19 protein-coding genes are annotated in these 20,509 nt (G+C 45.1%); 10 read left to right on the forward strand and 9 right to left on the reverse strand.

Features of this window, described 5'->3' with window-relative positions; all coding sequences use genetic code 11:
• Positions 1–16: 16 nt before the first annotated feature.
• On the reverse strand, positions 17–733 hold the full coding sequence (rph, locus tag ITG12_RS10100) for a ribonuclease PH (RefSeq protein WP_005430192.1): 717 nt from the start codon (positions 731–733) through the stop codon (positions 17–19).
• A 175-nt stretch (positions 734–908) separates the two neighbouring features.
• Here rph and ITG12_RS10105 point away from each other — a divergent pair, with 175 nt between their 5' ends.
• The 3 genes from ITG12_RS10105 to ITG12_RS10115 all read left to right on the forward strand — a co-directional run bounded on the left by ITG12_RS10105 (position 909) and on the right by ITG12_RS10115 (position 3,984).
• Positions 909–1,775: a YicC/YloC family endoribonuclease gene (locus ITG12_RS10105; RefSeq protein ID WP_248873039.1), complete on the forward strand. Its 867-nt coding sequence runs from the start codon at positions 909–911 to the stop codon at positions 1,773–1,775.
• Between the two features lie 126 nt (positions 1,776–1,901).
• Positions 1,902–3,320, forward strand: a complete 1,419-nt coding sequence (locus ITG12_RS10110) for a winged helix-turn-helix domain-containing protein (protein ID WP_248873040.1) — start codon at positions 1,902–1,904, stop codon at positions 3,318–3,320.
• A gap of 187 nt (positions 3,321–3,507) precedes the next feature.
• The gene (locus tag ITG12_RS10115) at positions 3,508–3,984 is read left to right on the forward strand and encodes a hypothetical protein (protein WP_248873041.1); all 477 of its coding nucleotides are present in this window, start codon (positions 3,508–3,510) and stop codon (positions 3,982–3,984) included.
• Between the two features lie 54 nt (positions 3,985–4,038).
• On the opposite strand, the gene ITG12_RS10120 is transcribed toward ITG12_RS10115, so the two are convergent.
• The 8 genes from ITG12_RS10120 to ITG12_RS10155 all read right to left on the reverse strand — a co-directional run bounded on the left by ITG12_RS10120 (position 4,039) and on the right by ITG12_RS10155 (position 11,978).
• Positions 4,039–4,992 (reverse strand): DMT family transporter, encoded by a 954-nt coding sequence (locus ITG12_RS10120; RefSeq protein ID WP_248873042.1) that lies wholly within the window; start codon positions 4,990–4,992, stop codon positions 4,039–4,041.
• A gap of 200 nt (positions 4,993–5,192) precedes the next feature.
• Positions 5,193–5,567 carry a hypothetical protein gene (locus tag ITG12_RS10125; RefSeq protein ID WP_038870114.1) on the reverse strand — a complete coding sequence of 125 codons (375 nt, stop codon included), beginning with the start codon at positions 5,565–5,567 and terminating at the stop codon, positions 5,193–5,195.
• A gap of 166 nt (positions 5,568–5,733) precedes the next feature.
• Complete coding sequence (locus tag ITG12_RS10130; protein ID WP_038870113.1) at positions 5,734–6,159, reverse strand: phosphate-starvation-inducible PsiE family protein; 426 nt, start codon at positions 6,157–6,159, stop codon at positions 5,734–5,736.
• 141 nt (positions 6,160–6,300) lie between these two features.
• The gene (locus ITG12_RS10135) at positions 6,301–7,140 is read right to left on the reverse strand and encodes an ATP-binding cassette domain-containing protein (RefSeq protein ID WP_080774273.1); all 840 of its coding nucleotides are present in this window, start codon (positions 7,138–7,140) and stop codon (positions 6,301–6,303) included.
• A 36-nt stretch (positions 7,141–7,176) separates the two neighbouring features.
• The gene (locus ITG12_RS10140) at positions 7,177–8,034 is read right to left on the reverse strand and encodes an ABC transporter ATP-binding protein (RefSeq protein ID WP_050566714.1); all 858 of its coding nucleotides are present in this window, start codon (positions 8,032–8,034) and stop codon (positions 7,177–7,179) included.
• 9 nt (positions 8,035–8,043) lie between these two features.
• Complete coding sequence (locus ITG12_RS10145; RefSeq protein WP_248873043.1) at positions 8,044–9,870, reverse strand: extracellular solute-binding protein; 1,827 nt, start codon at positions 9,868–9,870, stop codon at positions 8,044–8,046.
• 37 nt (positions 9,871–9,907) lie between these two features.
• Positions 9,908–10,951: an ABC transporter permease subunit gene (locus ITG12_RS10150; RefSeq protein WP_038870110.1), complete on the reverse strand. Its 1,044-nt coding sequence runs from the start codon at positions 10,949–10,951 to the stop codon at positions 9,908–9,910.
• A 1-nt stretch (position 10,952) separates the two neighbouring features.
• A complete protein-coding gene (locus ITG12_RS10155) occupies positions 10,953–11,978 on the reverse strand; it encodes an ABC transporter permease subunit (protein WP_005434432.1) in 1,026 nt (341 codons plus the stop codon).
• 820 nt (positions 11,979–12,798) lie between these two features.
• Here ITG12_RS10155 and ITG12_RS10160 point away from each other — a divergent pair.
• From ITG12_RS10160 to ITG12_RS10190, 7 genes are all read left to right on the forward strand, one after another.
• Entirely contained in the window at positions 12,799–15,402 is a 2,604-nt protein-coding gene (locus tag ITG12_RS10160) for a TonB-dependent receptor (RefSeq protein ID WP_248873044.1), read from the forward strand.
• 73 nt (positions 15,403–15,475) lie between these two features.
• The gene (locus tag ITG12_RS10165; protein WP_038870106.1) at positions 15,476–16,240 is read left to right on the forward strand and encodes a DUF3450 domain-containing protein; all 765 of its coding nucleotides are present in this window, start codon (positions 15,476–15,478) and stop codon (positions 16,238–16,240) included.
• A 3-nt stretch (positions 16,241–16,243) separates the two neighbouring features.
• Positions 16,244–17,605, forward strand: coding sequence for a MotA/TolQ/ExbB proton channel family protein (locus tag ITG12_RS10170; protein WP_038870104.1), 1,362 nt, complete (start codon positions 16,244–16,246; stop codon positions 17,603–17,605).
• 9 nt (positions 17,606–17,614) lie between these two features.
• On the forward strand, positions 17,615–18,142 hold the full coding sequence (locus tag ITG12_RS10175; protein ID WP_038870102.1) for a MotA/TolQ/ExbB proton channel family protein: 528 nt from the start codon (positions 17,615–17,617) through the stop codon (positions 18,140–18,142).
• A 25-nt stretch (positions 18,143–18,167) separates the two neighbouring features.
• Positions 18,168–18,575 carry a biopolymer transporter ExbD gene (locus ITG12_RS10180; RefSeq protein WP_005430119.1) on the forward strand — a complete coding sequence of 136 codons (408 nt, stop codon included), beginning with the start codon at positions 18,168–18,170 and terminating at the stop codon, positions 18,573–18,575.
• A gap of 4 nt (positions 18,576–18,579) precedes the next feature.
• Positions 18,580–19,212 (forward strand): energy transducer TonB, encoded by a 633-nt coding sequence (locus ITG12_RS10185; protein WP_005529132.1) that lies wholly within the window; start codon positions 18,580–18,582, stop codon positions 19,210–19,212.
• A gap of 11 nt (positions 19,213–19,223) precedes the next feature.
• Positions 19,224–20,438, forward strand: a complete 1,215-nt coding sequence (locus ITG12_RS10190; RefSeq protein ID WP_039975902.1) for a hypothetical protein — start codon at positions 19,224–19,226, stop codon at positions 20,436–20,438.
• Positions 20,439–20,509 lie beyond the last annotated feature (71 nt).

Here is a 20,509-nt window from a genome sequence, read left to right on the forward strand (position 1 = left end):
ATGGGAGCTATTAAAATCAATTGGCTAACGCCGCCTTCTGCGCTGCGACAATTTCCGTAATGCCGACTTTCGCCGACTCTAGCAGAGCCATCAGCTGCTCATGACTGAACGGTTCACCTTCTGCGGTGCCCTGAATTTCAATCATCTTGCCTTCTTCTGTCATCACTACATTCATGTCTGTGTCTGCCGCTGAATCTTCAACGTACTCAAGGTCACACAGAACATCATCACCTAGCAAACCAACAGAAACTGCCGCTACGTGGCCTTTCATTGGGTTTGCTTTTAGCTTGCCGCTATCCACTAGGTGTTGAAACGCGTCTGCCATTGCAACGCTTGCGCCGCTGATAGATGCAGTGCGAGTGCCGCCGTCTGCTTGGATAACATCACAGTCAACTGTGATCATGAACTCACCCATCGCTTGTAGATCAACCACAGCGCGTAGGCTACGTGCGATCAAGCGTTGGATTTCCATCGTACGACCACCTTGCTTACCGTTCGCCGCTTCACGACGAGTACGCGAGTGAGTTGCACGAGGTAGCATGCCGTATTCAGCCGTTACCCAGCCTTTACCTTGACCTTTTAGCCAACGAGGCACAGATTCTTCAACGGTCGCATTACACAACACTTTGGTGTTACCAAATTCAACTAACACTGAGCCTTCAGCGTAAGCTGTGTAGTTACGAGTAATTTTGATTGGGCGAACTTGGTCCGCCTTGCGATCGTTTGGACGCATGGGCATCTACCTTAAGTAATGAGGAGAAGACGATTTGGTTGGGCGCAGATTATAACGGAATCGATTAAATAAAGCTATCTGGACAATCTCGTCACAGAATAGCAAAGCCTCTGCCATCTTGCTGTGCTACTATTGCGTGGTAATTTTCAGCAAATTTAAAAGACAGGAAAATTCGATGATTTACAGTATGACAGCGTATGCACGCAAAGAAGTAAAAGGCGATTGGGGCAGCGCAGTGTGGGAGATCCGCAGTGTAAACCAACGCTACCTAGAAACTTACTTCCGCATGCCAGAACAGTTCCGTGCTCTTGAGCCAGTACTGCGTGAGCGTTTTCGTAAGCGCCTAGCTCGCGGCAAAGTAGAATGTAATCTGCGTTTTGAAGCAAACCCAGCAGCAAAAGCAGAGCTTAGCATTAACGAAGCACTGGCAAACCAAGTGATCAAAGCTGCTGAGCAAGTGATGCACATGACTGGTGAGCTAAGCCGCATCAACCCATTCCAAGTCATGCAATGGCCAGGTGTGATGGAAACGCCAGAGCAAAACATGGATGAGGTTAATAAAGAACTGCTTGCTGCTTTTGATGAAGCAATTGGTGAGTTCATCGAAGCGCGTGGTCGTGAAGGCGACAATATGAAAGCGCTTATCGAGCAACGCCTAGAAGCGATCACTGCAGAAGTTGTAAAAGTTCGTGCACGCATGCCAGAAATTCTTGAGTGGCAACGTGAGCGTCTGTTCTCGAAGTTTGAAGATGCAAAAGTAGAGCTAGACCCATCTCGCGTTGAACAAGAACTTATCCTTCTGGCGCAGAAATCAGACGTAGCAGAAGAGCTAGACCGTCTTGATTCTCACGTAAAAGAAACCACAAACATCCTGAAGAAAGGTGGCGCAGTCGGTCGTCGTTTAGATTTCATGATGCAAGAGTTCAACCGTGAATCGAACACGCTAGCGTCAAAATCAATCAGCACAGACATCACTGCATCAGGTGTTGAACTGAAAGTTCTGATTGAGCAAATGCGCGAACAAATTCAGAACATCGAATAATAAAGACCTCGATGAGATATCTAAAGAGCCTCGCACTGCGGGGCTTTTTATTTGCTGATGCTTCACTTGCTTCCTATATATAAAACCAATAGTCTTGTGTGGTTACTTCTAAACCATTGAATCGCCATGACTCGTCCGCATTGCTTCGTCCTGCAACATGACTCCCCTATTTCTTTCTATCCTGATAAAAATCAGTTGATGATTGATGGTGAGGAGATTCATTTAGAGCCATTGCAAGCAAGATTGCTCAGCTGCTTTATCGAGAACCGTGGGAACGTACTGAGTACCCAGCAAATCGCCGATGATGTCTGGCAAAGGACGCAAGTTTCCGACAACTTGGTGAGACAAGTCATTAGTCTACTGCGCAGTCAGCTTCAGGACAAAACGCGTCCGTATCGCATCATTCAGACCATTTCTAAGCAAGGTTACTTATTTGATATCGAAGTGACTGAGCCAAGCATAACGCGCCCTCCTATCACTGAAGAAGCGGTTCCTCTTACTCGTACCGCAAAGCCTAAAAACAAACGTATGGTTTTAGCTGTAGCGGCAATCCTGACGGTTGGGCTTATTGTGGCTTGGGCTTTGCCAAAAGGTGACACCGCTGATGACACAACGGTGATAACTGCGCAACAAAGTGACGTAGTGCCCGTTTATATTCATGATATTACGCTCGATTCCAGCAGCAACTTTGAAATGGCAGAAAGCGTATATAACTATCTCTTCTATGGTCTAAATTCAGCCAAAAACCTATCCGGTTATCACTATTCTCAGTTATCCCAACAAAGTAAGCAGTCTCTTGCCAACCACGGTGTTGAGCTCAAAAGTTGGATCAAGAAAGTAGAAGGCAATTATGTGCTTAGCGTCTTGGTGCAAAACAACCATCAACCCAACCAGAGCCAAAAGGTAGAGAAGACATTTAACCAAGATAACTTCTTCGATGCTATTGGCGATGTGATTTTAGAAATCAAAGCCATCATTGCCCCAATGAGTTCCGATTACGAAGTGGCTAGCCATCGCGTGACGTCCATCAGTAACTATGACGATTGGAAAGTGATCTCTGAAGGGATTTCTCTTTTCTATCAAGGTAAAGGTGGTCCTGCTTTTTCGGATATTGCTCAGCAGCTTAATGCGATTCAACAACAAGGGCGAGACAGCTATTTGGTCAGCGCTTTGTTGTCTTACTCTGAATCTTTAGCTTACTTACGCGAGCACAAACAAGAAGACCGAGAACAGGCACTTCACTCAGCTAAGCAAGCGTTCGAACTGAACCCACGTTGTGATATTGCCAACCTCACTTTGGGGCTCGCTTTGCTTATCAACCAGCATCCTAATCAAGCCTTCCCGTACTTGTTTTACGCAGCAGAAAGCACGCCAAGCCCAATCAGTTTTTACTTACTCAGCGTGGCTGACAAACTCGCAGATAACCCGAAAGGCTCGCAATACAATTACCAACGCTATACTGAGATGAAAAAAGAACATAACGGGCAACTGTTTGATCTTATTGAATCTTCACAAAAAGCAAACCTATTCCAAACAGCAAAATAGCCTCAAATAAAGCGGAGTGAAAAATCGCCTGCTCTCACCAATTGTTAAGTCAGCCTCCCCAATGCTGATGGGCATTCTGGATGTTTGATTTTTGTTTGGAGTTCAACTCGCTTGCCTTGCATCAAGCGTAAAAAACGTGCCTTCCACATACTTGTAAACCAAATCATTCATTTCTTGGGATACACACATGTTGAAGAAGTTTGCTTTTCAGATCATTCCAATCCAGATCTTTCTGTTCGTCTTTTGGTTTAAAAATGGCTTTATCGATAAAGTGATGGGCGTGCTACTTGGCTTCATCACGCCTGACACCGCCTATGCAGGCGATACTTGGGCTGGCTGGAAAGGTTATATCGTTGGAACGTGGGATAAGAGCCAAGTCGGTCATGCACTGCTAAGTCCAACGTTTGACTTTATGTTCCCGATCCTCATTGCTTTGCAGTGCTTACCGTTTTTATTGGTGATTCGCTCGGTGCTGGTAGGTGAGTTTATGGCTAGCAAAGAACGTCCGTGGCTACTTTATGCGGCTTTTGCATCTCTATTCGTGACAGGTTGTATGGCTTTCACCCAAACCATTACGGGTGCAAGTGATGGGCAATACCTATGGCAATTTATTGGCTTTAGCATGGTTGCCATCATGTACCTGCGTAACGAACAAGGTAAATAAAGTCACATCAAAAGCCCCAATCCAATGGGGCTTCTTCATGACGTTTAGTCTGTTTTAGGCATTGATGTTCTTCATACAATGTTCACATAGCACAGGTTTTTGCTCTGTAGATTTTAGGCGAAAACGCTGCCAGAAAGTAGGCTCAGCTTTAGTCACAAAAATACCGCCAAGTAATGGCAGCAGCAGAGCGACAGAAACCAACGACAAACTGTTACCTGCAATCCATGTAGAAAGACTCAGCGCAATCAACGGGAAAAACAGAAAACAGATCGAGGCAGTAAACGGCGTCGACACTTGTCCAAGCTTAAAGTACGCCACAATGCCACCTACGCTAGCAAACATACCGAGATAAATCACAGCGCTAATCGAGTCCACCGAGAACTGAGAAATATCTGGTCGCTCGACGATCAATGAGGTGATAAACAACAGCACAGAAGCAACAAAGCTTGGAAAGGCGTTGTAAGTCAGTACTGGAATGCCTTTACAGAACTTTTCAACAAACACATACATCACTGCATGAATCGCGACCGCCCCACCTAGAGCGAGAAAGCCCAGCAGGTAATCCTCCCCACCTAGACTCATTTCTTTCGCCAGAATCAGAATTAAGCTCAGAACCGCGACCAAAAGGCCGACAATCTGGGATTTACGTAACCTAAGCCCAAGAAACAGACTCGATGTCACCATCACCGCTATCGGCATATTGGCGAAGATGATCGAAGCAAGGCCCGATGAAATGTATTGTTCCCCAAAAATCATCAAGGTAAACGGAATCGCGAAGTAGAAAATCGCAACGACGAACATCCAGAACACTTTACCTTTGGGGAAGAACAGAGGTTGTTTGAGGTGTTTCGCCAACATGATTAATAGCGGTGCGGCAATCAGAAAACGCAGTCCAGTAGCAAAGATAGGTGGAATAGTTTGCACCGCTACTTCCATCGCAAACCACGTGGTGCCCCAAATAAAACACACAGACACGAACAAGATAATTGGTAGATGCTTATACGTCATGACGACCTCCCGCTTGTTGAGCATTAACAAGGTTTGGCAGATACGCAGCAAGGCGCTCGTTACGAGCAATTAAAGTGGTTTTCATTTTTTAGTTCCCATCACAGGGCGGTGTAAATAAAAAAGCTATTTACACGCGTAACAAATTCGCACGGTAATGCGTGCAGTGACATTGTTGGCAGCGATATGCTGCGCGATAGGAATTAAGCTATCGGAGGACGATAGTGAGAGTGCATATCTGCACTGGTATAGATAGAAGTTTGGCTAGTAGCAAGCTCATGACGATATGGTGCCTCATATGAACGTTGCTGGGTTTCGACAACTGCCGTGCCCGAAGCATGACCATGGGAACAACATTGTTTTTCGAAGCATGTTCCGCCCGGTTCACAACAACCCGGTTCTTCCTTGTTGACGGTATTAAACTCGATATCACAATAGCTAAAGTGCATCACTTCTGCATTGGGAGTGTTATCTGAGTAACCGGGTGAGACCTCTGCACGAGCTACGCCACTCGACAGCATAAAAGCCATCAAAGCAGAGAGCAGGAAGCAAATTGTGGATGTGCTTTTCATCAGCATCACAATGTCTCATAAAAAGGAGAATACGGGATAGCGTGAAGATAACTGTCAAACAGACAAGAAACAATAGTGCTTGAGATGACTTTACACTTTTTTACCCCAAAGTCGTGTAGATGTGATTCCCCTTCACACAAAAACAAAGCCTCGCACTTGGTGAGGCTTAACATTATTCATCTTTTTCGGCGGTTTGATTATCAATATACGGCCAATAATGATGACCGACTCGAATAACCAAAGTAGCGGCAGCTAGAATAAACGCGGCCAAAGACAGCCACACTATCATCACAGAGTCGAGCTCTTTCATTCCGAGAGTGATATAGCGAGCAATGGCCATCATGGCAATGTAAATTGGGTAACGGACTGGTATCTTACCGTTCATCACAAACTGCCCAACCATAGCAAGCACTTCCAGATAGATGAACATCAATAAGATATCATCGAGTGCAACACGCTTTTGCACGTAAATATGGACAAACTCTTCGACCATAGCCCAAACAGTCGCCAGAGTAATGGCAACCAAAAGCACAGCTTCAAGCAGATGAAAGATTTTCAGAAAGGGACGACTGAATGATTTAGGTAAATGCGACGGCATGGCCAACTATCCAAACAAATCAAAGGAGTAAGTTTGCAGTGTAGCACGCAGAGTTGAATAAGCTGAACTGACAAACCTCACCGGCAGAAAGAAAAAACGCTCCAATTAATAGGAGCGTTTCATTTTACCTAGAAGGTGACTTTACGCCACTTGCTGCTTTTTTTCTGCCACGCGCTTTTTCTTGCGGTATTTAGGGTGCGTGATAGGAATCGCGGATAGTAGTTTTTTGGTGTAGTCATTTTGAGGGTTCGCGTAAATTTCTTTCGCGTTGCCCGCTTCCACCACTTTGCCAAAGTACATCACCGCCACTTTATCGGACACATGTTTCACTACAGACAAATCATGTGAGATGAAGATGATGGCCAGATTCATTTCTTGCTGAAGTTGCAGTAACAAATTCAAGATCTGAGCCTGAACCGATACGTCTAACGCAGAGACTGACTCATCACAAATCAACAACTTCGGTTTAAGGGCGATAGCACGGGCAATACCAATACGCTGACGTTGACCACCAGAGAATTCATGTGGATAACGGTTCACTGCCGTTTCTGGCAAACCGACTTTGACCAACAGCTCTTTCACCCACTGCTTACGCTCTGAAGACGTACCAATGTTGTGAATCACGTACGGCTCTTCGAGAATCATTCCAATCGTATGACGTTGGTTAAGCGATTCCATCGGGTCTTGAAAGACAATTTGCATGTCTTTACGCAATGAGCGCATTTGTTTCACAGACAATTTGGTGATGTCTTTGCCTTCAAAGAAAATCTTACCTTCTGTTGGCTCGTACAATTTCAAAATAGTACGACCTAGGGTACTTTTACCACAGCCAGATTCACCTACTAGGCCAAGAGTTTCACCCTCACCTACTGATAACGACACGCCATCAACGGCTTTAATGGTGTAGCCTTTCTTAAACAGTCCTTTACCTGATACAAAGTGCTGCTTAAGATCTTCAATTCTTAATACTTCTTTTGCCATAACATCCTCTTTTATGACTTGTTCACTTTGCACCAGTTAGCTAGCAAACATACTGGTATCTATCGGTTTAATATCGATCATCTGTTTAGGTTCGTTATCTAAACTCGGCATCAAACCCATTAAACGTTCTGTATAAGGGTGCTGTGGGTTATCAAACAGCTCGAAAATCTCGGCTTTTTCCACAATACGACCACCGTACATCACGGCTACGTCATCACACACTTCCGCAACCACACCAAGATCATGAGTGATAAAAATCATCGCCATGCCCGTTTCTTCTTGAAGCTCATTCATTAGTTCAAGAATAGACGCCTGCACGGTTACATCCAGTGCTGTGGTTGGTTCATCACAGATAAGAATGTCTGGTTTACACGCTAATGCCATCGCGATCATCACACGCTGACGCATGCCACCCGATAGGTTGTGTGGGTATTCATTCAGACGCTTTTCTGGCATTGGGATTTTTACTTTGGCCAGCATTTCTAGCGCGTAAGACTCTCTTTGCCTCTTATCCAATTCAGGACGGTGCAACTCCAAGACTTCGCACAGTTGGCGCCCGATACTATGTACGGGATTCAAAGCCGTCATCGGGTCTTGGAAAATAATAGAAATGCGGTCGCCGCGCATGGCGTACATTTCTTCTGCTGGTAATGTGGCAAGGTCTGTACCACGGTAATTGACCTCACCATTGACGATATTACCGTATGGTTTTGGCAACAGACCCATTATCGACATCGACGTGACACTCTTACCACTGCCCGACTCACCAACTAGACCAAGGGTACGCCCAGCACGAACATCAAAGTTTACGCCATGCAGTACTTTGACAGGTCCATCATCCGTAATGAATTCAACCTCAAGATCTTTAACACTTAGGATTACATCGTTTTCCATAACACATCCTTACAGCTTATAAGTGTCATCAACGACAACAACCGGTTCAAAAGTTTTACCCGATTTCATCGCCTTCTGGGTTTCTTTCTTCACATCAGTATCAATCCAGTAAGTGCCATCACCAATGATGCCACCGCTAAACAGTGCTTCCGTCATGCGGTTCATTGGCTTCTCTGGCAGCTTTAACCAACGCCAGTGGCCATAACGAACGTAAGGCACCATATAACCAGGAACAAGCACGTGCGCATCAATAATGTCACGCTGGATTTCATGACCAAGTTGGATCTTTTTGTCCATGTCCATATTAAAGCGATAATCGATGATCTTCGCATCAAGTTCAGGCGTGCTGTAGTTTGTGAACGAGTTGGTTTGAGGCTTATTCGCGTTCACTGAGTGGAAGTATTCCCAATAGGTTGGTATCTCAGAAGTACCCATATCAAGGAACGCTAAATCATGTTTCTTCTCACGCACATATTTGAACATCGACGAGCCATCGATCAGCTTAAGCTCAATGTCTAAACCAGCCAATTTAGCCTGTTCGCGCACAAAGGCGATACGAGGCGTGTGTACTGGTGTCGCGTACGTCAGTTCGAAGCTCAAACGTTGGCCTTTGTCATTGATACGGATACCGTCCGAACCAATCTTATCAAAACCAGCTGCAGCAAACGCTTGTGCCGCTTTTTCTGGGTCAAATTTCGGAGCTTTAGCATCTGGCAACGTGTATTTGCCGTGGCCGTAACCTGTTGGGTTTGGTTTACGACTGTAGTCACCACGCATGATGTTTTCGATCATGCCATCAAAGTCGATCGCGTGAGTAATGCCTTTGCGGATGTTTAAATCATCCAATAATGGCATTGCAGTATTCATCCAAACACCGCCAGCCCCTACAGGGTATTGGTTGTAACCCCAGAACTTCTGAATGTAGCCTTTTTGGTAAGGTGCGGTATTGGATTTGTCATGCCATAAGCTTGGTAGAACCAGACCAAATGCATCTAAACTGCCTTTCTCAAAGTGCTTCTTGGCAATATCGTTATCACGGATGACGGTGATGCGAATCTTGTCGACGTTATAACGGTTTTGGTAGTACTTGTTCGAGTAACCCCACCAGTCTTCGCCTACGTGTTTAAAGGTAACGCTTTTACCTTTTTTGATATCCGCTAGGTAGTAAGCACTCGTAGTTGGTTCACTCTTAAAGTTGTAATAGCGAACAAAGTTGTCGTGAATACCATCACCATTCTCATCTTTCTTTGGATTCGCATAGAAATGAGCAGGACGAGGACGCAGTGCGCCCATTCTTAACAACAACTCTTCAGGGTTGAGCTCTTTCGCGGCTTTAACCGCGAACGTTAAATCATCGAACTTAATCACATCTTCGACAGTCTTGTTATAGTAATCGTTATACCATGGCTCAAGAATGTCTTTCGAGCGATAGAACTTCAGCATAAATACAAAATCGTCGGCTGTGACAGGTTTACCATCTGACCATTTTGCTTCTGGGTTCAGTTTAAAATAAACGGTTTTGTTATCACCCACTAACGCCCACTCATTAGCTAACTCCGGAATAAATTCGAGAGTATCAGGGTGACGTACAACCAATCCCGGTGTTTCATCCAGGATATAAGAACGCAAACCTGAGTTGGCATCGGGGCCAACACTACGCAAAGTCTGAGGAAAGCTCGACATATACGCTCGGAAGGTACCACCACGTTTTGCTTCAGGAGAGCCATATTGAGGCTCATCCCAATTTGTTTGCCAGTTTAAGTCAGTCGGAAGCGTTGCTGACATCGCACCAAAACTCAGGGCGCTCAGCGTTGACGCTAATAATAATTTTTTCATAAAACTTCCCTTTTTATGTTTTGCTCACAATGCTTACTTAAACGTAGCGCGTGAATTTTTTCGGGTCGAATGCCGCTCGGATAGCTTCGCCAATGAAAGTCACCATGACCAATACCAAGACAATCGAGCTAACAACGGATGCAACAATCCATGGCGAGTCCAAATTCGACTTACCCTGCTGCAACAGCTCGCCCCAACTTGGTGTCGGAGGCATCAGGCCAAGGCCTAGGTAATCTAGTGCTGTCAGTGCTGTGATGTTCGCTGCGATAGTAAATGGTGCCAGCGTCACAATCATTACCATGGTATTTGGCAGGATGTGGTTGAACAGGATACGGCCGGTTGACGCACCTAATGCACGTGCTGCCATTACGTATTCACGAGCCGACTCTTTATAGGTCATGGTACGCATGTACCAAGTCATCCCCATCCACCCAAAGAGTACGTTAATACCGACGAACAGAGTAAAGGTTGGTTGCACTATCGAGACGAGGATCATGATGACGTACAAAAACGGAACCATTGACCAGACCTCGATCAAACGCTGAACAAATAAATCAAATTTTCCGCCCCAGAAGCCCATCGCACAACCCACGGCAGTACCAATCGCATACGAGATGGCCATGGTTAGCAACGCAAAGCCCATTGCCGTTCGAAAGCCATAAACCAATCGAGCTAAAATGTCTCGGCCAATCACATCAGTGCCTAGGTAGTGCTTATCTTCCGCGCTTGGCGCTGTCGGTGGGAAATCACCACTAAAGTCTTGCTCGTATGGGTTCCAAGGTACAATAGGTAATACAACGAAGTTATCGCCACCTTCTAATTCGAATACCTTTTGTAGCTCTCGGTAGTCTGCTTCACTAGAAGAAGCTTGGCCAAACTCAGAACCCAAGCGGACATCACTGACGACAGGAAAGTAAAAACTACCATCGTACTTAACGACCAGTGCCTTACTGTTGATCAACAGCTCCGAAAACAATGAAAGGATCAGCATGGTTGATAAGATCAAAAATGACCAATAACCGCGTTTGATTTCTTTAAAGTGACGGAACTTCTTTTGGGTTAATGGGCTAACTTTAATCATATTACGCTCCAAACTTCACACGTGGGTCGACTAAAGCAACACAGATATCTGAAATGATATTACCGATCAGTAGCAATACCGCGTTGATAGCTACGATGCCCATAACTACAGGATAATCGCGCTCCATGATGGACTCATAACCAAGCAGGCCGATGCCATCAATATTGAAAATTACTTCAATAAGGAATGCACCTGTCATAAAGAACAACAATGAATTACCAAAGTGAGAGGCGATTGGAATCAAACTATTGCGCAGCGCGTGCTTGCGTACTGCTTTCTTAAATGGCAAACCTTTTGCAATCGCAGTACGAATGTAATCGGATGACAAGTTTTCCATCAGATTATTTTTCATCGTCATCGTTAACGTTGCGAAGTCACCAATCAGGTAACAGATTAGAGGCAGTACCGCATGCCACATGATGTCTTTTGCACGCTCAAAGAAGGTTTCATAGTCATCAAAGTCGTCTCCGACAAAACCTCCCATCGGGAACCACTCTAGGTGATAACTGAACAAGGTGATAAGTAGGACACCAACCACGTATCCGGGTAGTGCGTACCCGACAAAGATGAGAATAGAAGAAGCGGAATCAAATACGGAGCCGTGTTTAAGCGCTTTATAATAGCCGAGCGGAATCGAAATAAAATAACTGATAAAAAAGGTCATTCCGCCATAAAACAAAGAAACAGGTAAGCGCTCTGCAATCATGTCAGACACAGGTTCGTAATAACGAGTAGATTCACCTAAATCAAGCGTCACCAAGCGACTCAACCACTCAACATAGGCTTCCATCACTGGTTTATCTAAGCCATAAAACGCATTCAGCTCAGCGATTTGATCATCGGAGAGAGCGGTATTACCGCCAGCAGATGTCATTGACGCGGCGCCATCACCTTGCGCTTGCATTTGAGAAAGCATGCGCTCAACCGGACCACCAGGTACGAATCGCGTGATAGCAAAGATAAGAATGGTAATCCCGAGAAACGTTGGGATAACCAACGCCAAACGGCGTAAAAAGTACGACAGCATATACAACTTGCTCCTTGTCTACTGTCCATTATTAGGCGGAATTGGAGAGGAGGAATCCGGCCCAAAATGGTGCATCTCTATCCCGTAGTAACTAAAGCTGTTGAAACACACTCCCTGAATTTCAAAAGCCAGTTTTTTCCACTACTGCAATAATTTCAGCGTCATATTTATCTTGAATCCACTGAAGCTTCAAGTGTTTGAACCCAAAACATGACAAACTTCCCTCGAGGTCGAAAAATAGAAATATTTTTGTAAAAAATTATAAAAAACCACAAAACCAATTCATACAGAATATCAATCTGGGCACTTTAGAGCCAAAACCCTATATAAACATGCATATATAGAGAATAATTAGACGAAAACGCCCATTACTATTTGACCCTGAAATACGAGTGAGCCCTTTTATAATGGTGGGTATCATATTCTGATACCACTCCTTGCGATCGAGTTAACATAGAGAGCATTCCATAAAAAAACCAAATCAGAATAATTCTCTAGATAAGCACCCATTTTCAGTACCAATCGCCTAGTTAAAAACCAAAGGCCACATAAGTCATTAGTCTTTACAAGAAACACAAAATACGGTGTTTTATTAATATTTGATCTCGCCCACCCTTCCTAACACAGCCATTTGTTCTGTGATTTACATCACTTTTGGAATTTTACATCTTTTTTACATTTCCTTATCTCTGTTTACCACTGGTTTGACTTCCTTTTTTCACCTCAGGTATACATGTGGCAAGCGTTAACGAAATCTTAACGTCACAATTGGTCTTTAAGTGACCATACATAGGAAATAATAATAATCGGAGCAACAAGGATGTATAAAAACACAACCGCTTTATCTGTTGCGATCAGCCTTGCACTGGGAACGGCGGCGGCAGTGGCCCCACTAGCAGCACAGGCAGAAGAGCAGCAAGTTGAAAAACTTCAAAAGATGAAAGTTACTGGTTCACGTTTAACACGTGCGTCTATGGAAGGAAGCACTCCAGTAGCAGTAATCGGCCGTGCAGAAATTGAACGTGCCGGTGATGTATCTATCGCTGATGTACTACGTAAATCTTCATTTAACTCTTTTGGTTCACACAGCGAACGTTCAGGCAGCTCGGCACAAAGCCAAGCAACCATCTCTCTACGAGGTCTAGGTTCTGAACGTACTCTAGTTCTAATTAACGGCAAACGTCTTCCTGGCTCAGCAGCGATGGGTGGCGGTGCTGCCAACATCAACGTAATCCCTTCTGCAATCGTAGAACGTGTTGAAGTAATGGCCGACGGTGGTTCCGCTGTATACGGTTCAGATGCTGTTGCAGGTGTAGTGAACATCATCTTGAAAGATGAGTTCGACGGCATCAACGTCACAGTTGGTTCAGGTATCCCTAGTCAAGAAGGCGGCGATGAACAGAATGTTGCTTTCGTGATGGGTACAAGTGGTGAGAAAGGCAACATCATGTTCTCGTTTGAGCATGATAGTAAAGACGAAATCTACCAACGCGATCGTGACTACCTAAGCTCAACCAATACTGGTGCGGACAACTACTTTGATATGTCTGGTGTGAGTATCTACGGCCGAAACGTTTACCATAATGGTGAGCTTAAAGCGCTGAAAGGTTACGACACAGACGCAACTTGTGATTCATCAAAAGGCTTTGTGGGTCTAACCAACTACCCTGGTCTGGGTGATATCTGTGGTTACGACTACACAGCTGATGCTGCGCAAACTGCTTCTCTAGAGCGTAATACTGTTTTTGTTAACGGTAATATTTTCCTGAATGACGACACAACGTTCAATGCACAAGTGCTTTTGAACCGCAACGAAAGCTTCGGTCGTTACGCTCCTGCAGCAGGTTGGTTTGAAGTTGACCCAACAACATCTGGTGGTTCTGACTTCTTCACAGAGAACGGTCTCGATCCAGCAGCAGGTCCTGCTCGTGTTTACTACCGTTTCAACAACGTAGGTACACGTGACAACAACGTAACTGACTTTCAAGCTGATTTGAAAGCAGGCCTAGACGGTACACTTTACACAGATAGCTTCGGTGATGTGGTTTGGGAAACGGGTTACCAGCTTAACTTCTCGAACAGTAACGAAATTGGTACAGGTTACGTGTTCCGCTCACCGGCTGAGCAGCTAGCGAACTCAGGCGAGTTTGTAGATGGCGAGTTCAGTGCCGATGCAACGAGCGACCTAGCAGCCGGAACAAGCCGCGAAACGCAAATGGAAATGCACAATTTCTACGGTGGTCTTCAGTTTGACCTAGCAGAAATCGGCGACGTTACTATCCCTGTGTATATTGGTGCAGAGTTCACAACTTACGATTACTTTGACAAATACGATCCACAAAGTGAAGCAGGTAACATCATCGGTAGTTCTGGTAACTCAGCAGGTGGTGACCGTGAAACTTACGCGCTTTACGCAGAGTCTCTGATCGCATTTACCGATGAGCTAGAGATGAACGTTGCGGCACGTTACGACCATTACAGTGACTTTGGTAGTGAGATTTCACCAAAAGCATCATTCCGTTACCAACCTCTTGATAACCTAATGTTCCGTACAGGTGCGGGTATGGGCTTCCGTGCACCAACATTAGCAAACCTTTACGGTGCGGATAGCTTCTCTGCAGACAGCGCAAAAGATTACGTTTACTGTCAAGCAAATGGCATTTCTGACGCGGACTGTCCAGAAACTCAATATGATGTAACTCGTACATCAAACGAAGATCTAGATGCTGAGACATCAGTTTCATTTAACTTCGGTGTAAGTTACTCACCAATCGAAGATCTAGATCTAACACTTGATTACTACAACATCAGTATCGATGACGTAATCACACTTAACTCGCTACAAAGCATGATTGACCAGGAGCGTAGCAGCGGTGTTTCTAACCCGAACATCGACCGTGATGCTACAGATCGTATTACACACGCAACAGCGGGTCTAGAAAACCTAGGTACTCTAGATACATCTGGTCTTGACCTAAAAGTTGGCTACCGTTATGACTTCGACTCAGCAGTTCTACGTTACGACTTCATGGGTAGTTATGTTCTTGACTACAGCGCACCTGAATACGTGAATGGTCCAGTAAATAACCAAGTTGGCCGTAATGGTCTACCTGAGTACCGTTTCAACACAGGTGTTGGCCTTAACTTCCTAGAAGAGCACGATGTTTACCTATCAGCAGACTACATCGCGTCACAAGCACAAGACGTTGATGAGAACTACAACAAGACAGGCAACATCCCATCGCAAACCATCTGGAACGTAGCATACAACTACCTAGCTCCATGGGATGCGAAGTTCACAGCAGGTGTACGTAACCTTACAGATGAAGACCCAGCGTTTGAATCTGATGGTGTGACTTACGATGCTGACCTATACAGCATTCAAGGCCGCGTTTACTTCGTGAAATACTCTCAAAACTTTTAATTAAAACCTTTGGCGCAGGAGCTTTTCCTGCGCCCCACTCGACTGACTTTTATACACTGACAAGGATGCAACTATGACGTTAAAGGAATTTGGCGTAAGTGCAGTTACTGCCGCGATTTTATCGGTAAGCGGAGCAGCCGTCGCTGCAGACTCTGGTACCGTCGTCGCTAACCAAGCAAAAACGACGAAGTCTTCTCAGGCTTCACAACAAAAAATCGACACCTATGCTGAAAGCACTGAAGGCATGTTGGCTGAATACAAAGGCCTTCTGCGTCAGATCGACAGCATGAAAATCTACAACGAGCAAATCAATCGTATGGTTCAATCGCAGCAAGGCGAATTGGATTCATTAAACAGCCAGATTGCTCAAATCGATCAAACCGCGACTGAGGTTGTGCCTCTTACATTGAAAATGATCGACGCTCTTGATGAGTTCGTTGTGCTTGATCTTCCTTTCCAAAAGGAAGAACGCGCAAAGCGCGTTAACGAATTGCGTGACCTGATGGATCGTGCAGACGTAACAACTTCTGAGAAATTCCGTAAAGTGATGGAAGCGTATCAAATTGAAGAAGGCTTCTCTCGCTCAATCGAATCTTACAAAGCTAGCCTAGAGCGTAACGGTGAGACCGTGACTTACGACTTCCTACGTATTGGTCGTACTGCGCTTCTATTCCAATCTCCGGATGGCGGTGAAACAGGTATGTGGAATCAACAAACCCGTCAATGGGAATCACTACCAGAAAACTACCGTATCGCTGTACAGCAAGGCCTTCGTATCGCTAAGAAACAAGCGCCACCAGCGCTGATCAAACTGCCTGTATTTGCTGGGGAGGAATAAGAAATGAAAGGATTCAAAACTCTAGCCGCTGGTTTGCTAGCGAGCTTATTCATGATTTCCGGTGCGCAAGCTGAAGCACCTAAGAACTTATCTGAGCTACTGAAAAACGTAAAATCAGAAAGTATCGTTGAATCAAAAGAGAACAAGGCTCGTGAAGCTGAGTTCAAAAACAACCGTGACCAACAAGCTGCACTTCTTGAAAAAGCACGTGCAGAACTTGCAGCACAACAAGCTCTTGGTGACGAATTAAAAGCAACATTTGATGAAAACGACAAACAGCTAACTGACCTAACAGAAACATTGCGTGTTCGTTCAGGTACGTTAGGTGAAATGTTTGGTGTGGTTCGTCAGTATGCAGGTGAATTTAAAGGCCTATTTGCCGCTTCACAAAATGCTGTTCTTTTCCCAGAGCGTGACGCGCTTCTTACGAAACTAGCAGAAAGTAAAGAACTTCCATCAACGCAAGAACTTGAAGCATTTTGGCACACGATCCTACAACAGGTAGTGGCATCAGGCGAGACAACAACAGCACAAGCAACGGTTGTATACGGCGAAGGTAAAGAAGCGGTACGTGACGTCACTCTTGTCGGTGAGTTTAACGCAATCGCAGATGGTAAGTACGTTACTTACGTACCTCAAACCGCTAAGTTTGAAGAACTATCACGCCAACCACGCAAAAACATTACTGGCCTAGTTGGTGGTTTTGAAGCAGCAGAAGGCACATACGAACCTTTGTTTATCGACCCATCTCGTGGTGTGATTCTGTCTCTACTCGTACAAAGCCCTACTGTTCAGGAGCGTATTGACCAAGGTGGTATCGTGGGTTACGTCATCCTAGGCATGGGTGCTATCGGTGCACTTATCGCGCTTATCTGTTACCTACGCCTATTGGTTATTGGTGGCAAAATGCGTAAGCAAGCGAAATCAGACACTGTTATTCCAGGTAACCCTCTGGGTGAAGTAATCCAAGCTTACCAAGACCACAAAGGTGACAACCTTGAGGATCTTGAAGCGAAACTGGATGAAATCATCCTACGTAACGCACCGAGCATTGAACGCTTTATCAGTTCAATCAAGCTGTTTGCTTCGGTAGCTCCTCTTCTGGGTCTACTAGGTACCGTTATGGGTATGATCGGTACATTCCAAGCAATCACACTATTTGGTACAGGTGATCCGAAGCTAATGGCTGGCGGTATCTCAGAAGCACTTGTTACTACGATGCTTGGTCTAGTTGTCGCAATTCCTCTACTGTTCCTGTACACCATCGTACACAGTAAAGGTCGCCGTTTGGTTCAAACTCTTGAAGAACAGAGTGCAGGCTTCATCGCTCGCTATCAGGAAAAACTGCATAAAGCCGAAAGCTAAGGAGGCATTATGTGGTGGTTAGTTGGAGAACTTGAATCAATTAGGCGCTTCTTGGGAATGGGTGGCGATGTACTTGTCGCCATCTTTATCCTCAGCTTTATGTTATGGGCAGTCTTGTTAGAACGTTGGTTTTACTTCGCTGCTGTCGCTCCCAAAGCAATGAAAAAAGCGGTGAGCTTTTGGGAAGAGCGTTCAGAACATAAAAGCTGGAACGCAAAGATGATCCGACAAGAAATGGTTTCTCGTCAGGATATTGAGAATAGAAAGGGACTGCCAATCGTTAAAGTACTGATTGCACTTTGTCCCCTACTTGGTCTGCTCGGCACTGTTGTCGGTATGATTCAAGTATTCGACATCTTAGCGGTAACAGGAACAGGAAGCCCCCGAGCAATGGCCTCGGGGATCTCAAAGGCAACAATCCCAACATTAGCGGGAATGGTGGCTTCTCTATCAGGACTTTTCTTTAGTACTCGTCTTGATCATTTAGCCAAAGTCACCACGCAGAAGCTTGAAGACAAGCTGAAGCACATTGCCTGAGTAAACGGAATTAGAGGTATAGGTCATGAAGAGACGCTATAGCAATGACAGCAGCGACGAGGCTGCTATCGATATGACTCCGATGCTAGACATCGTATTCATCATGTTGATCTTCTTTATCGTAACAACATCGTTTGTTAAGGAAGCAGGTCTAGAAGTAAATCGTCCTACGGCAAGTTCAGCGCAAACCGTGAAGAAAGGTAACATCATGGTTGCTATCGGTGCAGCAGGCGATGTGTGGGTAGACAAGCGTCGTATTGAAGTCGATGCGGTTCGTGCCAACATCGAGCGTCTACGTGCTGAAAGCCCAGACGGTGCGGTTGTAATCCAAGCGGATACAGAAGCAAATGCTGGCGTAGTCGTGAAGGTGATGGACCAGATTAAGATGGCAGGTGTTGAAAGCATCTCCATTGCCGCAACCAATAAGGATTAAGCCTATGCGGTATCTGGCCTCAATTGCACTGGCGCTCATTGTCTCCCTTGGATTGTTCTGGGGGATGGACAAGCTAGTAAACAAAGAGCGCCACGAGCTAGTGTCGAATGATGATCTCCGTATGGTGGAATTCATTCGCATTAAACCGGACGAAAAAATACAGGAGAAAAAGCGCGAACTCCCGAAACCACCACCACCGAAGCGCCCACCGCCGCCACCTGAAATGAAGGTAACAGCAACGGTCAAACCGGTGATGGATCAAATCCCAATGGATATGCCGAAACTCGACCTACCAGTGAACGTTACAGGTGGTTCAGTACTCGGTCACTACTCGCAAGGTGGTGGCGCTCAACTGGCTGGAAGCGGAGGCCCAGTTCCTCTTGCGACATTCCAACCTCAAATGCCACGTAAAGCGGCACGAGCTGGGATTGAGAAAGGTATCGTTTTAGTAGAGTTTACTGTTAACGAGCGTGGCAGTGTTCAAGATGTCAAAGTCTTAAAAGAAACACCACGTAAGTTAGGCTTGGGTAAAGCAGCAAGAAAAACCGTATCAAAGTGGACCTTTAAACCAAAAATGGTTGATGGAAAGCCGGTAACTTCACGCTTATCGCAAGAAATCGAGTTCTCTACTAACTAAGGAGTCGCAACATGAAAACATATACAAAATTGTTAGCTTCTCTATTGGTTATTGCAGGTGCGTACAGCGCACCTGCCCTAGCAAAAACACCAGAGTTGTCTGACAGAACATTCCGAACTGTGAACAAAGTTCAGGAACTGATTGCAACTGAAAAATACTCGGATGCTATCTCTAAACTGAACTCTGCCTTGGGAAGTACCAAGAAAAAGAAATACGACCGCGCCGTGTTACTACAACAGATGGGCTTTCTATATTCTTTAAAGGACGATTACCCAAAAGCAGCGAAGTACTTTGCTGAAGCACTCAAGTTAGATGCTTTACCAGTACCCGTAGCTCAACAGGTTCGTTATAGCCTCGCACAGCTTTATCTAGCAGAAGGCAAATTTAAGCAATCAGTTAATACGATGAACGAGTGGTTCAAGATTGCTGAAACAACAGAGGAAAAACCTCAAGCACATGCTTACATCACATTGGCAAGTGCTTACATTCAACTAGAAGATTACCGCAACGCAATTCCGCCAACCAAAAAGGCAATTGCAATGACGAAGAATCCTAGTGAATCTTGGTATCAGCTGTTGATGTCTGCTCACTATGAATTAAAGCAATTCAAAAGTGTTGCTGGCGTGCTAAAAATCTTGACTACCAAGTACCCGCAAAATAAGCGTTACTGGACACAATTGTCTGGTATTTACATGGAACTCAAACAAGAGCGTAATGCCCTTTCAACCTTAGAAATGGCTCATAAAATGGGTCTTTTAGAGGGAGAGAAAGAGTATCTACGCTTAGTGAACTTCCAAGCTTATCAAGGTGTACCTTTCCGCGCGGCTAAAACAATGCAAACGTCGATGGAAGAAGGTCATGTTGCGCGTACTGCTGAAAACTTAGAAAAACTAGCGTCTTTCTGGCAACAAGCGCAGGAACTAGATAAGTCGATCGAGACTTATGTAGCGGCCTACAAGTTAGCGCCAAAAGCAAAAACGCAGATCAAGATTGCTCGTTTGATGATTCTCGACAAGCAGTATTCAGCAGCAACTAAGTTTGCTAAGAATGCCGCACCAGACGCCAAACGTGATGATAAAGGTGAGCTGAACTACATTCGAGGTATGGCGTACTTCGAATTAAATCAGCCAAGCAATGCATTAAAAGCAATGAAGAGTGCAGCGCAATCGCCTGATATGAAGCCTGTCGCTAGCCCTTGGATCAACTTCTTAGAGTCTCAAGGCTAACAGGCCACCAACACCTGTAAAGTAGTAACCAAAGTGGTTATGGTTGCTCCGAAAATTAAGTGTGAGTCAGT

The sequence above is a fragment of the Vibrio sp. ED002 genome, assembly GCF_023277445.1.
Taxonomy (GTDB): Bacteria; Pseudomonadota; Gammaproteobacteria; order Enterobacterales; family Vibrionaceae; genus Vibrio; species Vibrio jasicida.